Genomic DNA, 13,665 nt, shown 5'->3' with positions numbered 1-13,665 from the left:
GTGCTAATTGGAAAAAAAGACACAACTTCATATTGTTTTCATCATTCGACCGCTTGTGGGAGTTCTTTAGCTTAATTTAAATTCCATTAAATGATAGCCACAGGGAGAATGTAGATCCCTGTGGCTTTTTTGTGCCACAAGGGTCGGTCTCTTTGTGGCTTTTTATTATGCTCTGCTTATAAGCAGGCACTGTGAAAGGGGTGATATGTATGACACTGAATCTTTTATTTATTACGGTAACCTTTAATAAGAAGCAAGAATCGTTTGAAGAAGCTTCTCATAATGAAACGGTTTCAAAAAGTTATGAAGAAACGAAAACAAAGCAGCACTATATGTCGCAATTGTTCTAAGACATAAGATCAACTAATGGAGAGGAGAATGAATGATGATTTATGTACAGGTGAAAATGCTGAATGCGCTATGGGTAGAGAAGGATACTGCCTAACGATACAGGAGGTGGTGGAAAGATGTTTTTGAATATTGTACTTTGGTCGGCTTTCTTCCATAAAAGAAAGAAGCGGGTGAGCCAATAACGATGATGAGGATGCCCTTCCCAAAGGGGTATCCTCTTTTTTGTCATAGGGGAATCACCAGTCACATATCTGTCAATCTTTAGTAATAAGTTGTTCACGAATCGGAGGGGAATATGCGTTATTTCGTGATACATTAATAGTAAGAAGTTCAGTTTAATGAGGGAGAGGGATGACGATGTTCTCAATGATAATGGGGCTTATCCTGACATCTGTGATTGGTTTGATCATTTCCGCTGAGGTAAGCGTAGAGTAGTGAATATGAAAAGAAAAGCGGCCAATGGACCGCTTTTCTTTATTAGGATTTATTCCGCTTTTCTTTTTCTTCACGATAAAATTCATGAAACATCTTCATGAGGGCACGTTTCTCGATCCGTGAGACATAGCTTCTCGAAATTCCCAATTCCTTTGCAATCTCCCTTTGGGTCTTCTCTTCTTTTAAATCCAGTCCGAACCGACCTACGATTACTTCCTTTTCCCTCTCGTCCAGTACGCAAATGTATTTTCTGACCTTTTCGAGCTCCATGCTCAATTGAATGGTATCAATGACGTCATCGCTTTCCGATTTTAAAATATCGATCAAGCTGATTTCATTTCCTTCTTTATCCTGGCCGATGGGATCGTGGAGGGAGACATCTTTCTTGGTCTTCTTAAGGGCACGGAGATGCATGAGGATTTCATTTTCTATACATCGTGCGGCATATGTGGCAAGTTTCGTTCCTTTTCCTTCTGAATAACTTTCGATAGCTTTAATCAATCCGATGGTCCCGATGGAAATCAGATCTTCTGGATCTTCGCCTGTATTTTCAAATTTCTTGACGATATGGGCAACTAATCTGAGATTATGTTCGATGAGCATGTTGCGGGCATGTTCATCACCTTCTGCCATCAGCCGTAAATATTTTCGTTCATCAGCAGCAGATAATGGTTGGGGGAATGCATTATTCTTTACGTAAGAAACGAGAAAAATTAACTCCTTAAAGAAATAACCCAGCGCTGTTAGGACTCCAGACATATTTCCACCTCCATTAGGACTTAAGCCTATAATCATTCATATGATAAGGAGGGGATGTCCTTGCATGTCCAGGGAAAGTAATCGGGAAAATGAGCATTTTTTCCAACGTTAATTCCGTAATAAAGATGTGAACTGCCTATACGCTCTTTCCCTATATACATATACTGATAGTAAAAGTGAGTGAGGAGGTATGGTCATGCCTTACGGATATCCGTGTTACGGTCCAGTCTATCCAGGTTGCTACGGCTACGGTGGAGGAGGCTTCTACTTCGCCCTCGTCGTCGTACTACTCATCCTACTTTTCCTATTCGGTGGCTGGTGGTACTACACCAATTGCTAAACGAAAAGCGGAGGGGCTTTGCCCAGAGGCGACAAGCATAAGACGAACCTGACGGAAAGGCGCACTTTGCCTTTTTGTCAGGTTTGACTTATGACCTCGAGCCTCTAAGCCCCGCAGCTGGACAAACGAAAAGCGGAGGCGGCTCGAACTGGCCCGACAAGCATAAGTTGGATTGACCGGAAAGGCGTTCTTTGCCTTTTTGGTCGATTTAACTTATGACCTCGAGGGCCAAGCCGCCGCAGCTGGACAAACGAAAAGCGGAGGCGGCTCGAACTGGCCCGACAAGCATAAGTTGGATCGACCGGAAAGGCGTTCTTTGCCTTTTTGGTCGATTTAACTTATGACCTCGAGGGCCAAGCCGCCGCAGCTGGACAAGAGAAAAGCGGAGGCGGCTCGCACTGCCCTACAAGCACAACAAAAAAGAACCCGGAGAATCGGGTTCTTTTCAATATTACATCTTCTTCAAGGTAAACGGACTGATCATTAATATCGACAGAACGATTACCATGCATACCATCAGTACGCTTGAAACAAAGGGAATGGCGAAATAGGAGATGGTCAGTAAACAGCCGGCAGCGGTAATCGGGAGGCCGGTAAAGTAGCCGTCATTATCAGAGATATTGAAGCGTGCCAGACGATAGGCGCCGCAGGCTAAATATAAAATGGTGAAAAACATGCCGGGTAAGTCAAATTGGCTGAGAGCGGACGTATACATAAGCAACGCCGGGGCCACTCCGAAGGAAATGATGTCACTCATGGAATCAAGTTGCTTTCCTAATTCTGACTCGATGTTTAATTTCCTCGCTACCATCCCATCAAACCGGTCCGTTAAGGCGGCGATGAAAATAAGGATCAAGCTTAAATGTAATTGGTTATGAAGAATGGAAATAATGGCAAAGCCACCCAAGGATAAATTGGTCAGGGTAATCAGGTTGGCTGTTTGTGCTTTAATCTTCTTGAACGTTTGATCGAGGACGCCGGAGAGAAACAATCAGCTCTCACTCCTTTTAATAAAGTTTGTTCACTGTTGAACATGAATCATGGCTGAAGATGCTTAAAGAAATGATTGTAATGGCACACAGTGAAAAAAGATTCTTATTAATATAGTATATAATAATATTTTATTATATACTTATGAAACTGCTAAAGTTAATCGTTTTTTGAAATTACGCAGGATTTTTTGAGGAACTCTAAGTCTTTAGGTTGGACAGCAGATGAAATATCGGGGAATACATTTAATAAAAAAGAGGACGGATTGTAAACTAATCCGTCCCGTTTCATGTTACTATTCTACGAAGTAGCTTTTATTTTATTCGTAAGGGATCGACGGTGAATTTCCATTTCGATGAGGCGAATGAATTCTGTATTGAGCTTCAGCTCGATTGCTTTGAAATAAGAATCAATTAACAGTTCGTCCGATAACTTCCTCATTAATGCCACCTCCAATAATCATCAACTTTTTGTATTTCAAAACTTAATGTAAGTACGTTTTCAAGTAGTAATTAAACTTTACCAAATATATTTTTTCAGAACAAGCGTTCCGTTATCCACAGTTCACGGTGGATAAGTTGTGACTATCTTGTATATAACTGGTAAATAAGCGATGTTTGTGTTCTGTATAATGTGAATAAGGTTATCCACAATTCTGAATGAAACTGGAAATTTGTCGAAAAATATTTATTTGTTTTAAGAATATGTTTGGATTTCCAGTAATATATATGATTTATTTTGAATCTGTATGTAAAATTGGTTATCATTAATCTGTTATAGGTTAAAGGTATAAGAAAGAAATCATTTTGTTATTAGAGAATGTACAACTAAAGAAAATATTGAAAGCAGTTATCTATATAATTGTAAAAGAAATTTGAGGTGTAGCGAGTGATCAAACAGTTTTTACCAAATGAGCAGGTTCAGGATATTTTCAGTATCAGCCCGGATCATCTAAAGGAAAAGGGAATCAAGGCAATTATCACAGACCTGGATAATACGTTAGTGGAATGGGACAGACCCAACGCCACCCCGAAATTAATTCAGTGGTTCAAAGAGATGCAGGAACAGGGGATTCTTGTGACCATTGTATCCAACAATAACAAGAGCCGTGTCGGGGCATTCGCTGAACCTTTAGGTGTTCCATTTATATTTCAGGCACGAAAGCCCATGGGACGTGCATTCAAGAAAGCAATAAAGGAAATGGGCGTAAAGAAGGAAGAGGCGGTTGTCATCGGGGACCAGCTATTAACGGACGTACTGGGTGGGAATCGCAGCGGCTTTCATACAATATTGGTTGTCCCTGTGGCCCAATCGGATGGTTTCTTTACGAAATTCAATCGTCAAGTAGAACGCAGGATCATGAAGTTTTTCAAGCGTAAAGGCATGCTTGAGTGGGAGGATAAACAGTGAGTGAAGTTGTTTGTATAGGTTGTGGCGTTGAAATCCAGACGGAAAATAAAGAAGGTATGGGGTATGCACCTCCTTCGGCTCTTCAAAAGGAAGAGATCATCTGTCAACGCTGTTTCAGATTAAAGCATTATAATGAAGTTCAGGATGTTCCATTGACCGATGATGACTTCCTGAAAATATTAAACGAACTTGGTGACTCTGAAGGCTTGATTGTCAAGGTTGTAGACATCTTTGACTTTAATGGAAGCTGGCTTCCGGGACTGCACCGCTTCGTGGGATCCAACCCGATCCTTCTGATTGGAAACAAGGTCGATCTTCTGCCGAAGTCCGTCAAGCACTCTAAGCTGATTCATTGGATGAAGCATGAAGCGAGTCAGCTTGGATTAAAACCAATCGATGTTCAACTGGTTAGCGCTGCCAAAGGTCAGGGGATAGCCGAAGCAATTGAAGCGATTGAAGAATATCGGAATGGTAAAGACGTATATGTGGTAGGATGTACGAACGTAGGAAAATCCACGTTCATTAACCGCATTATCAAACATGTGTCGGGAGAGCAGGATGTCATCACGACTTCCCACTTCCCTGGAACGACTCTTGATATGATTCAGATACCATTGGATGATGAGGAATCACTGATTGATACCCCTGGGATCATCAATCATCATCAGATGGCTCACTTTGTAGATAAACAGGATTTGAAAATCATCACGCCGAAAAAAGAGATCAAGCCGAGGACGTTCCAGTTGAATCCTGAGCAAACGTTGTTCTTCGGCGGGTTGGCACGATTTGATTTCTTGGCAGGGGAACGTCAGCCCTTTACCTGCTATTTCTCTAATGAGCTGTCTATCCATCGTACGAAGGTTGAAAAAGCGGATGAACTTTATAAAAACCATGCAGGTGAGTTATTGCAGCCGCCAAGAAAAGATGACATGGATTCGTTCCCTCAGCTTGTGAGACATGAATTCAAGATCAAAGAAGCGAAAACGGATATCGTTTTCTCAGGGCTCGGATGGATCACCGTGAATGATGCAGGTGCGACCATTGCGGCACATGTTCCGAAAGGCGTAAGCGTCTTTTTGAGAAAATCTTTGATCTAGGAGGGATTCTGTGGCTCTTTATGGTGTAATTGGGGACCCGATTGCTCATTCCATGTCTCCTTTAATGCATAACAGTGCATTTAAAGAAAATGGAATCGACGCAGAATATGTGAAGTTTCACGTGAAGAAGGAACAGCTCCCCGAAGCGATCCTCGGGATTAAAGCGTTAGGCATTAAAGGTGTGAATGTAACAGTTCCTCATAAGGAACAGGTCATGCCTCTATTGGATGAAATTGATCCTTTGGCGGAGGCCATCGGTGCTGTCAATACGATCGTGAATGACAATGGAAAGCTGATCGGCTATAATACGGACGGCCTTGGTTTTGTTGAGGGTTTGAAGAAGTTAGCCGGGGATTCAATTAAAAACAAATCGATTCTGATCATTGGAGCAGGCGGTGCTGCCAAGGCCATTTATTATACCCTTGCCTCATCGGGAGTGGGTAGAATAGATGTAACCAACCGGACGCCCGATAGAGCGGAGAAGATGATGGAAACATGTCCCTTCGCATTGCAATCTGTGTTCCTGACTTTGGACGATGCTGAGAACGTACTGCAAGAATATGATGTCATCATCCAGACGACGTCTATAGGTATGTACCCTCATATCGATCAAAGTCCTTTGAAAATCGGCAGGTTAAAGCAGGGAAGCATCGTCAGCGATATTATTTATAATCCATTAGAAACAGCACTATTAAAGCAAGCTAAACAAAAAGGGGCACTCACTCAAAACGGACTCGATATGTTCGTGTTTCAGGGGGCGCTCTCATTTGAGAAATGGACAGGGATCTTCCCTGCCCATTCCATAATGAAAAACATCGTTTTACAACAACTAGGAGGTCAACATGTTAACAGGTAAACAAAAAAGATTTTTACGTTCTGAAGCACATCACTTAAATCCGGTTTTTCAAGTAGGAAAAGGCGGAGTCAATGATAATATGATCAAGACAATAAGCGAAGCAATCGAAGTAAGGGAACTGATGAAAATCAGCATCCTTCAAAATTGTGATATGGATAAAACTGAGGTGGCAGAACAGCTATCGAAGGGTGTCGGCGCTGAACTTGTCCAGGTCATCGGAAACACCATCATTCTTTACAAAGAATCAAAAGAAAACAAGCAATTAATCCTCCCAAGATAAGGATTGATACAATCATGAAGAAGGTTGGACTTCTGGGAGGCACATTCAACCCTCCGCATATGGGTCACCTGGTCATTGCGGAACAGGTGCTTGAGAAGGCAGACTTGGATGAAATCCGTTTTCTTCCGAATCATGTGCCCCCACATAAACAGATTGATGATACTGTATCGGTGAATCAACGACTACAGATGCTGCAGGCAGCGATAAAGGGCCATCCCCGTTTTTCCATTGAACGGATCGAACTCGAACGACAAGGCGCATCCTACACATATGACACCATCAAGCTCTTGATGGAAAGAGAAGAGGACACCGAATTTTCATTTATCATTGGAGGGGATATGATTGAGTATCTTCCAAAATGGTATAAAATCGATGAACTACAGAAGATGGTGAAGTTTATTGGGGTGAATCGTCCTATGTATACCCATGAGACTTCCTTTGATGTGCAATTGATTGATGTCCCGGCAATAGATCTTTCTTCTTCTTACATTCGTGACACAGTAAATAAGGGACATTCCGTTCGGTATTTAGTTCCAGATGATGTGTATCGAATTATAAAGGAGGAGAAGTTGTATGAATAAAGAAAAAGCCCTGGAAATCGTAAAGGGACATCTGACCGAGCATCGCTATATTCACACATGCGGTGTCATGGAAACAAGCATCGAACTTGCGCATAGGTATGGAGCGGACAAAAAGAAAGCTGAAACAGCTGCCATATTTCATGACTATGCAAAGTTTCGGGATAAACAAGAAATGAAGGCGATCATTGAAGAAGAGAATCTATCAGGGGAGCTGTTGCTTTATAATAGCGAGCTATGGCATGCGCCTGTCGGGGCACTGCTGGTAGAACGTGAGATAGGGATAAAAGACGGGGAAATCCTGGATGCCATCCGTTTCCATACATCAGGTAAAGAGGGGATGACGATCCTTGACAAGGTGATTTATTTAGCCGATTATATCGAGCCGAATCGCGGGTTTCCAGGTGTGGAAGAAGTGAGGGAGCTTGCTAAAGAATCATTGGATGCTGCACTTATAAAGGCTCTTCAGAATACGATGACGTTTCTAATGAAAAAAAATCAAGCGATCTATCCTGATACATTTCGCTTTTATAATGAATTAATTTTAAATCAGAGGAGATGAAGGAATGGAACAGAATTTAGTAGAATTAGCGTATAAAGCCGCTGATGACAAACGTGCTGAGGATATTGTTGTATTGGATATGAAAGGTGTTTCGTTGATTGCGGACTATTTCCTGATCTGCCACGGAAACTCGGACAAGCAGGTACAGGCAATCGCCCGTGAACTGAAAGACGCAGCAGAAGAAAAAGGCTATACGGTCAAACGATTAGAAGGATTTGATCAGGCAAGATGGATTTTAGTTGACTTGGGTGACGTTGTCGCTCACGTGTTCCATAAAGAAGAAAGAGGTTACTATAACCTTGAACGCCTGTGGGGAGACGCGTCATTCGTGGAAGTCGGACAAGGTGAGAACCTCTAAATGAGTTACGAACGTTTTGCTTATGTGTACGATTATCTCATGCAGGACGTCCCATATGAAGGCTGGTTGGAGTATGTCAATCAACAGGCAGTAGAATGTTCTATTCATGGGAAAAGAATACTAGATATCGCTTGTGGAACTGGGGAATTGTCCCTGAGGCTTGTGCGGGAAGGATACGATGTAACGGGTGTCGACTTATCCAGTGATATGTTGATGGTTGCCAAGGAAAAGGCAGAGGCCCAAAACCTTCAGATTCAACTGTTCCAACAGGATATGTCAAAGCTCGATTCCCTTGGTGAATATGATATTATTACGATTTTTTGTGATTCATTGAATTACCTGGAAGACGAGAGTGACGTGGAACATACGTTTAAAAGCGTCTACGCTCACTTGAAACAAGGGGGATTATTCCTTTTTGATGTCCACTCCATATTCAAGATGTCACAAATATTCACGAATCAAACCTTCACCTTAAATGATGAACACGTCTCCTATATCTGGGATTGCTTCCCGGGAGTTGTTCCCAATAGTGTGGAACATGAACTAACCTTTTTTGTGAAGGATGATGAAACCGGACAGTATGAGAGAGTGGAAGAGCTCCACAAACAGCGTACCTATCCCATTCTGATGTTAAATGAGTGGCTTTTGGAAAGCGGGTTTGAAGTAGTGAAGATCACCGCAGACTTTTCCGGTGACTCTCCAAACGAACAGAGTGAGAGAATCTTCTTTGCATGCATAAAGAAATAATAAAAGCCGGATTGCCACAAGGCGGTCCGGCTTTTATTCGTGAAAAAAATAAAAATAAAGAAGGAAAAAAACAATTCGTGTCGAAATAGTAACTTTAAGGAGTTTTCCTAAACCCCGAATTGTGATTTTGTCCCTTCAATATCATCCACGAATTTCTCTTGTGTGGCTTCGAATAACTTCTCGAAAACATCTCCTAATTCTCTTTCCATTACAGAAATCCCTATACCCGTCACTCCTCCTTTTACACAAACTTTCTCTTGAAGAGTCGGTAACGTATAAATGTTTTTCTTTAATAAGTCTCCAAGGCCAACCAGCATTTCAGATGCAAGGACCGTCGCGGTTTCCTGATCTATTTCCGTTACTTCCACAGCTGCATTGATGAATTGTTGAGTAACATAACTGAAAAAAGCCGGCCCGCAACTTACGATGTCAGAAGCCACCCGTGTCACATTTTCATCAATTTCAACAGGTGTGGATATATTTCGGGCAAGGGTAGTTAAATCCCGCCTCCAATGATCTGAACATTGATCACCAAATGTTAAAAGGGACACTCCGCTCAAGGCGCGATTTGTGATGCTTGGGATGAATCGGGCGCAAGAACAGCTTAATAATGACTCTAATTGACCGACACTAACCGGGCTGGTGATGGAAACAACGCATTTTCCCTTCGTGAAGCTCTGCTTATTCTCCTGAATCACATCATACACATCATGTGGTTTTACACAGATGAAGATGAGATCAGATGCAGAAATCACATCTCCATTTGAATAGCCTACATTGACTTTATTGAATTTCTTCTTTATATCCTCAGCTTTCTTAATTGAACGATTCGTAATATGAAGATGCGAAGGAGAAATCGCATTGGATTCAATGAGAGCCTCAATGATGATTTTCCCCATGTTTCCTGTTCCGATGATACCTACTTTCATGTTCAGCCCTCCTTCTATCACAGTCTCTCCTAAAACTTATGAGTCCCTTGCAATGATTATTCCACCCGAGGTGATTTCCGTGCGATCCATAATTGAAAAGTACAGAACGATTCTGGTCATGGTTTTAATTTGTAGTGTTTTCCTGATTGCCTATATATTGAAAAATGCATTCCAGCCGTCCATTGAGGAATCTTCCTTTACAGCAGCACCGGTGAAAAAAGAAGAGGAGTCTGAACCGGCGAAACCTCCGGAGAACGTATATGTAGATGTAAAAGGACAAGTCGTGAACCCTGGACTTTATGAGGTGAGGCAGGGGGACAGGTTGAAGTTTGTCATTGACAGGGCAGGCGGTTTCACGGAAGATGCCGATCGGAAAATGATAAATTTAGCTGTCAAGGTATCGGACGAAATGATGATATACGTCCCGAAAGTCGGTGAAATGGAACGCCTGGATCTTCCTATTCCTTCTTCTGGTGCTGAATCAGGGCAGGATAAACTCAATATCAACACGGCTTCCCAACAGGACTTTGAGGGCCTTCCTGGAATCGGGCCATCCAAAGCGGCCTCGTTTGTACAGTATCGCGATGAGAATGGACCGTTTACTGCAATTGAAGAGATTACAAACATATCCGGCATCGGAGAAAAGACATTCGAAAAATTAAAAGAGCATATTTTTGTTCAATGAATTGACGAAACAGAGGAAATCTTTATACACTTAAACAAGCATGAAGAATACACCGCGCAATAACAGAAGGAGGAATGGGGATGGAAAGAATAGCTTGGCATCAATATTTCATGGCTCAAAGTCAACTGCTTGCCCTCCGCAGTACGTGCACAAGACTGGCAGTGGGTGCAACCATCGTAAGGGACAAGCGGATCATTGCAGGGGGCTATAATGGCTCCATTGCCGGTGGGGATCATTGTATTGATGAAGGATGTTATGTCATCGACAATCACTGCGTAAGGACCATTCATGCAGAAATGAATGCCCTTCTGCAATGTTCAAAATTCGGTGTCGGGACGGAAAATGCGGACATATATGTCACTCACTTTCCTTGCCTTCAATGCTGTAAGGCGCTGATACAAGCGGGAATCAAGACGGTTTATTATGCAAAAGATTACAAAAATCATCCATATGCAATAGAACTGTTTGCTAAGGCAGATGTTCATGTTGAGAAGGTACCTTTTCAAGAAAGCAGTATCGACGTGAAACATAAGGAAAAAGCATCTTTGATGACCCAATTGATTCAGGAGCTCAGACAAGAGGGAGTTTCAGAGGAGAAACTTCACCACTATGAACAGGAATACATAAAGCTTTTCAATGAGTAGAGGGTTATATCTCTACATGGCTTTGGCGGTTCTATCCGGGACTTTGCTGGCACTTCAGGTTTATTGGGGTGCTGGCATCCTTGTCCTTCTCCTCTTTTCTCTATACTTCAGAAAAAGCCCCTTCACCACCATCCTGCTTGTTTTTTTCTTTATCATTTTCTCTTTCTTCAATGCCCATTTACACCAAACTCTTCAGAAAACAATACTTTCCCAACAAGCTAGTGCTCATACCATTCAATTGACTATAAAAGACATCCCGTCCATAGATGGCAATTCATTCATTTCCCTGGCGACAATACGCGGTGAAAAAATCCTGGCACGCTATTATTTCACTTCAGAAGAAGAAAAGCGAGCGTTTAAACAATTGAAACCAGGTGCTGTATGCGAAGTGGAGGGGGAACTTACTGAACCCCCTCCAAATAAAAATCCGAACTTATTCAACTATAAAAAATTTCTTTATCATCAAGGGGTTTATTGGTTCCTGGATATAAAGGAATTCGAGGGGTGTGAAAGTAAAAGTTCTTGGAAGGATATCTTGATTACGCTGAGATTCACTGGTTTAAAAAACATTGAAGAGAGCTTTCCACCTACCACTGTCGGAGTGACTCAGGCATTATTATTCGGGGAGACAGGGATGATTGAAGAGGACACGATGAAGTCATTCAGAGAGCTCGGTGTTGTTCATCTTCTCGCCATTTCAGGTCTTCATGTGGGTATGTTATTTGCGTTTCTTCATCATTTTTTATTAAGGGCGGGTGTAACCCGGGAAGCTGCATCATGGATGGGTATTTCATTTCTCCTTTGCTACATCGTACTGACAGGCGGCTCACCTTCTGTTGTCAGGGCATCTTCTATGTTGATCGTCCTTCTGTTGGTCAGAAAAACATCCCTGAATATCAGGGTATTCGATAGTTTGACCGTAGTATTTCTAATTCTTGTCTTATACGAACCATTCTCGGTTTTTAACGTAGGTTTTCAACTGTCGTTCGTGGTCAGTTTTTCCTTGGTTATTTCTTCTCGGACGATATTAAAGGATGCATCCTCCCTCAGGCAAATGCTCATGGTAACAATCGTCGCCCAATTATCTTCACTTCCCATCGTGATCTATCATTTCTACGAATTCTCCTTAATCGGTTTTCTGACGAATCTCTTATATGTCCCCCTTTTTTCCACTATCGTCCTTCCGATGGCCATCATCATGTATTTTCTATCGTCAATTGTAACTGCCGGATGGGTAATGGTTCCTTATGAAACCCTGTTGGAAGGAATTCAATGGCTATCTTCTGCGGTATCTTCCTTTCCTCTCAGCACTTTGGTGATGGGAAGACCTCATTTTCTTGTTTTACTCTGTTATCTTATTCTGATCTATTACGCATTTGTCGGTTTTGAAAGGAGGAAATACTTTTCGGGTGTACTGTTGATTTTATTGGGATTCCTTCATCTCCTTTGGAACAATTTTCATCCTTATGGGGAAGTCGTTTTCATTGATGTGGGACAAGGAGATGCAACCTTGATCGACCTTCCTTATAACCGTGGTACCTACTTAATCGATACAGGAGGGGAAATTCAGTTCCCTAAAGAGAAATGGGAGGAAAAAAGCAGCTCTTTCTCTGTAGGAGAGGACATTGTGGTTCCATTTTTAAAAAGCAAAGGAATCACGCGTATCGATACGTTGATTTTAACTCATGGGGATCTCGATCATGTAGGCGGGGCAGAGGCTGTGTTAAACGAAGTGGAGGTAACGGAAATCTTGATCAGTCCCGGAAGCAGGGAAAAAGTCGAAATGGAAAAGATTGTTGAAAAGGCACAGAACAAAAGGGTTTCCGTTAGAGAGGCGATGTTTCCGAGCGGTTGGCGTGGTGATGAGGAAGGATTACATATCGTTTCTCCCCTGGATGAAGCATATGAAGGGAATAATGACTCCATTGTCATCTATGGAGAAATCGGATTGAGAAAGTGGTTGTTTACAGGCGACTTGGAGGAGGAAGGGGAAAGTGGGTTAATGAAGACATTCGATCTGCCCGTCGATGTGTTAAAAGTCGGTCACCATGGCAGTAACACAAGTAGTACAGAGCCATTTCTTGAAGAAACGAATCCAGACGTCGCAGTCATCTCTGCAGGAGAAACCAATCGATTCGGCCATCCTCATCCTGACGTAGTAGAGCGATTGACAACAAGGGGAATGACCATTTATAACACAGCAATGAACGGGGCAATCACCTATCGATTTTGGGATAAAAGAGGAACGTTTTCTGCCCAACTGCCATAGGATGTAGAACAAACAAATTAAGCGCTAATGAAAAAAAGGGGCAGACCTATTCCAAAGAATCAGGGCGTTCAAACCATCTTTATGATACCGAAAGTACCATATATGGAAGTTGAAGTAACCGGTTTCTTTAAGGTCTGCCTCCTATTTTTCATTAAGATCCAATTAATTTGATCGCTGTTGCAATAATGAACATTAATGCAAAGAATCCAAAAGAAACACCGAAGGCTACACCTGAATCTACTGCATCATTTCTTTTTGATTGTACATTCTTTTCAAATTGGTTCACAATTACCCCTCCTATTTCTATTCTAGTATAGAACAACGCTACTGAAAAATCTATACTTCCCTTTACTTTTTCCTTTACTGACAAGAGTT

18 protein-coding genes are annotated in these 13,665 nt (G+C 42.0%); 13 read left to right on the top strand and 5 right to left on the bottom strand.

Annotation, left to right across the window (positions count from 1 at the left end; translation table 11 throughout):
* Positions 1-209: 209 nt before the first annotated feature.
* Positions 210-350, top strand: a complete 141-nt coding sequence (locus SLH55_RS00535) for a YrzI family small protein (RefSeq protein ID WP_206850137.1) — start codon at positions 210-212, stop codon at positions 348-350.
* A gap of 478 nt (positions 351-828) precedes the next feature.
* Here SLH55_RS00535 and sigK read toward each other — a convergent pair whose 3' ends face one another.
* A complete protein-coding gene (gene sigK, locus SLH55_RS00530) occupies positions 829-1,545 on the bottom strand; it encodes an RNA polymerase sporulation sigma factor SigK (RefSeq protein ID WP_044339577.1) in 717 nt (238 codons plus the stop codon).
* A gap of 196 nt (positions 1,546-1,741) precedes the next feature.
* Between sigK and SLH55_RS00525 the strand changes: the two genes are divergently transcribed.
* Positions 1,742-1,885, top strand: coding sequence for a hypothetical protein (locus tag SLH55_RS00525; RefSeq protein WP_320322275.1), 144 nt, complete (start codon positions 1,742-1,744; stop codon positions 1,883-1,885).
* A 451-nt stretch (positions 1,886-2,336) separates the two neighbouring features.
* On the opposite strand, the gene pssA is transcribed toward SLH55_RS00525, so the two are convergent.
* Both pssA and SLH55_RS00515 read right to left on the bottom strand, forming a co-directional pair.
* Positions 2,337-2,876, bottom strand: coding sequence for a CDP-diacylglycerol--serine O-phosphatidyltransferase (gene pssA / locus SLH55_RS00520; protein WP_219168092.1), 540 nt, complete (start codon positions 2,874-2,876; stop codon positions 2,337-2,339).
* Between the two features lie 299 nt (positions 2,877-3,175).
* Entirely contained in the window at positions 3,176-3,316 is a 141-nt protein-coding gene (locus SLH55_RS00515; RefSeq protein ID WP_206850132.1) for a sporulation histidine kinase inhibitor Sda, read from the bottom strand.
* Between the two features lie 447 nt (positions 3,317-3,763).
* Here SLH55_RS00515 and SLH55_RS00510 point away from each other — a divergent pair, with 447 nt between their 5' ends.
* From SLH55_RS00510 to SLH55_RS00475, 8 genes are read left to right on the top strand one after another with little or no spacing between them, the layout of a single operon-like run.
* Positions 3,764-4,285: a YqeG family HAD IIIA-type phosphatase gene (locus SLH55_RS00510; protein WP_219168093.1), complete on the top strand. Its 522-nt coding sequence runs from the start codon at positions 3,764-3,766 to the stop codon at positions 4,283-4,285.
* Positions 4,282-5,382 (top strand): ribosome biogenesis GTPase YqeH, encoded by a 1,101-nt coding sequence (yqeH, locus tag SLH55_RS00505; RefSeq protein WP_219168094.1) that lies wholly within the window; start codon positions 4,282-4,284, stop codon positions 5,380-5,382. Before SLH55_RS00510 ends, yqeH begins: the two co-directional genes overlap by 4 nt.
* A 10-nt stretch (positions 5,383-5,392) precedes the next feature.
* The gene (gene aroE / locus SLH55_RS00500) at positions 5,393-6,238 is read left to right on the top strand and encodes a shikimate dehydrogenase (RefSeq protein ID WP_320322274.1); all 846 of its coding nucleotides are present in this window, start codon (positions 5,393-5,395) and stop codon (positions 6,236-6,238) included.
* Positions 6,225-6,518, top strand: coding sequence for a ribosome assembly RNA-binding protein YhbY (gene yhbY, locus SLH55_RS00495; RefSeq protein ID WP_219168095.1), 294 nt, complete (start codon positions 6,225-6,227; stop codon positions 6,516-6,518). The genes aroE and yhbY overlap by 14 nt, the downstream gene beginning before the upstream one ends.
* 14 nt (positions 6,519-6,532) lie before the next feature.
* Positions 6,533-7,099, top strand: coding sequence for a nicotinate-nucleotide adenylyltransferase (locus tag SLH55_RS00490; RefSeq protein ID WP_320322273.1), 567 nt, complete (start codon positions 6,533-6,535; stop codon positions 7,097-7,099).
* Positions 7,092-7,658 (top strand): bis(5'-nucleosyl)-tetraphosphatase (symmetrical) YqeK, encoded by a 567-nt coding sequence (gene yqeK / locus SLH55_RS00485; RefSeq protein ID WP_219168097.1) that lies wholly within the window; start codon positions 7,092-7,094, stop codon positions 7,656-7,658. The genes SLH55_RS00490 and yqeK overlap by 8 nt, the downstream gene beginning before the upstream one ends.
* A 4-nt stretch (positions 7,659-7,662) precedes the next feature.
* Positions 7,663-8,016: a ribosome silencing factor gene (gene rsfS, locus SLH55_RS00480; protein WP_098353151.1), complete on the top strand. Its 354-nt coding sequence runs from the start codon at positions 7,663-7,665 to the stop codon at positions 8,014-8,016.
* Complete coding sequence (locus SLH55_RS00475) at positions 8,017-8,763, top strand: class I SAM-dependent DNA methyltransferase (protein ID WP_320322272.1); 747 nt, start codon at positions 8,017-8,019, stop codon at positions 8,761-8,763.
* 107 nt (positions 8,764-8,870) lie between these two features.
* On the opposite strand, the gene comER is transcribed toward SLH55_RS00475, so the two are convergent.
* Positions 8,871-9,692, bottom strand: coding sequence for a late competence protein ComER (gene comER, locus SLH55_RS00470; protein WP_219168099.1), 822 nt, complete (start codon positions 9,690-9,692; stop codon positions 8,871-8,873).
* 79 nt (positions 9,693-9,771) lie between these two features.
* On the opposite strand from comER, the gene SLH55_RS00465 reads away from it, so the two are divergent.
* The 3 genes from SLH55_RS00465 to SLH55_RS00455 all read left to right on the top strand — a co-directional run bounded on the left by SLH55_RS00465 (position 9,772) and on the right by SLH55_RS00455 (position 13,290).
* The gene (locus SLH55_RS00465; RefSeq protein WP_219168100.1) at positions 9,772-10,377 is read left to right on the top strand and encodes a helix-hairpin-helix domain-containing protein; all 606 of its coding nucleotides are present in this window, start codon (positions 9,772-9,774) and stop codon (positions 10,375-10,377) included.
* Positions 10,378-10,457: 80 nt separating this feature from the next.
* Positions 10,458-11,021 carry a ComE operon protein 2 gene (locus SLH55_RS00460; RefSeq protein WP_219168101.1) on the top strand — a complete coding sequence of 188 codons (564 nt, stop codon included), beginning with the start codon at positions 10,458-10,460 and terminating at the stop codon, positions 11,019-11,021.
* 16 nt (positions 11,022-11,037) lie between these two features.
* Positions 11,038-13,290, top strand: a complete 2,253-nt coding sequence (locus SLH55_RS00455; protein WP_320322271.1) for a DNA internalization-related competence protein ComEC/Rec2 — start codon at positions 11,038-11,040, stop codon at positions 13,288-13,290.
* A 151-nt stretch (positions 13,291-13,441) separates the two neighbouring features.
* On the opposite strand, the gene SLH55_RS00450 is transcribed toward SLH55_RS00455, so the two are convergent.
* The gene (locus SLH55_RS00450; protein ID WP_034757445.1) at positions 13,442-13,576 is read right to left on the bottom strand and encodes a YqzM family protein; all 135 of its coding nucleotides are present in this window, start codon (positions 13,574-13,576) and stop codon (positions 13,442-13,444) included.
* Between the last annotated feature and the right edge of the window lie 89 nt (positions 13,577-13,665).

Origin of the sequence: Rossellomorea sp. YZS02 (assembly GCF_033963925.1) — a bacterium.
Taxonomy (GTDB): Bacteria; Bacillota; Bacilli; order Bacillales; family Bacillaceae_B; genus Rossellomorea.
The sequence above is the reverse complement of the archived record's forward strand: the minus strand, read 5'-3'. Positions and strand labels throughout refer to the sequence as shown.

Coding starts and splice junctions, on each gene's coding strand:
- sigK (WP_044339577.1), bottom strand. CDS start 1,545: ATGTCTGGAGTCCTAACAGCGCTGGGTTATTTCTTTAAGGAGTTAATT.
- SLH55_RS00475 (WP_320322272.1), top strand. CDS start 8,017: ATGAGTTACGAACGTTTTGCTTATGTGTACGATTATCTCATGCAGGAC.
- yhbY (WP_219168095.1), top strand. CDS start 6,225: ATGTTAACAGGTAAACAAAAAAGATTTTTACGTTCTGAAGCACATCAC.
- SLH55_RS00455 (WP_320322271.1), top strand. CDS start 11,038: ATGGCTTTGGCGGTTCTATCCGGGACTTTGCTGGCACTTCAGGTTTAT.
- yqeK (WP_219168097.1), top strand. CDS start 7,092: ATGAATAAAGAAAAAGCCCTGGAAATCGTAAAGGGACATCTGACCGAG.
- SLH55_RS00535 (WP_206850137.1), top strand. CDS start 210: ATGACACTGAATCTTTTATTTATTACGGTAACCTTTAATAAGAAGCAA.
- SLH55_RS00490 (WP_320322273.1), top strand. CDS start 6,533: ATGAAGAAGGTTGGACTTCTGGGAGGCACATTCAACCCTCCGCATATG.
- SLH55_RS00460 (WP_219168101.1), top strand. CDS start 10,458: ATGGAAAGAATAGCTTGGCATCAATATTTCATGGCTCAAAGTCAACTG.
- rsfS (WP_098353151.1), top strand. CDS start 7,663: ATGGAACAGAATTTAGTAGAATTAGCGTATAAAGCCGCTGATGACAAA.
- SLH55_RS00525 (WP_320322275.1), top strand. CDS start 1,742: ATGCCTTACGGATATCCGTGTTACGGTCCAGTCTATCCAGGTTGCTAC.
- comER (WP_219168099.1), bottom strand. CDS start 9,692: ATGAAAGTAGGTATCATCGGAACAGGAAACATGGGGAAAATCATCATT.
- SLH55_RS00515 (WP_206850132.1), bottom strand. CDS start 3,316: ATGAGGAAGTTATCGGACGAACTGTTAATTGATTCTTATTTCAAAGCA.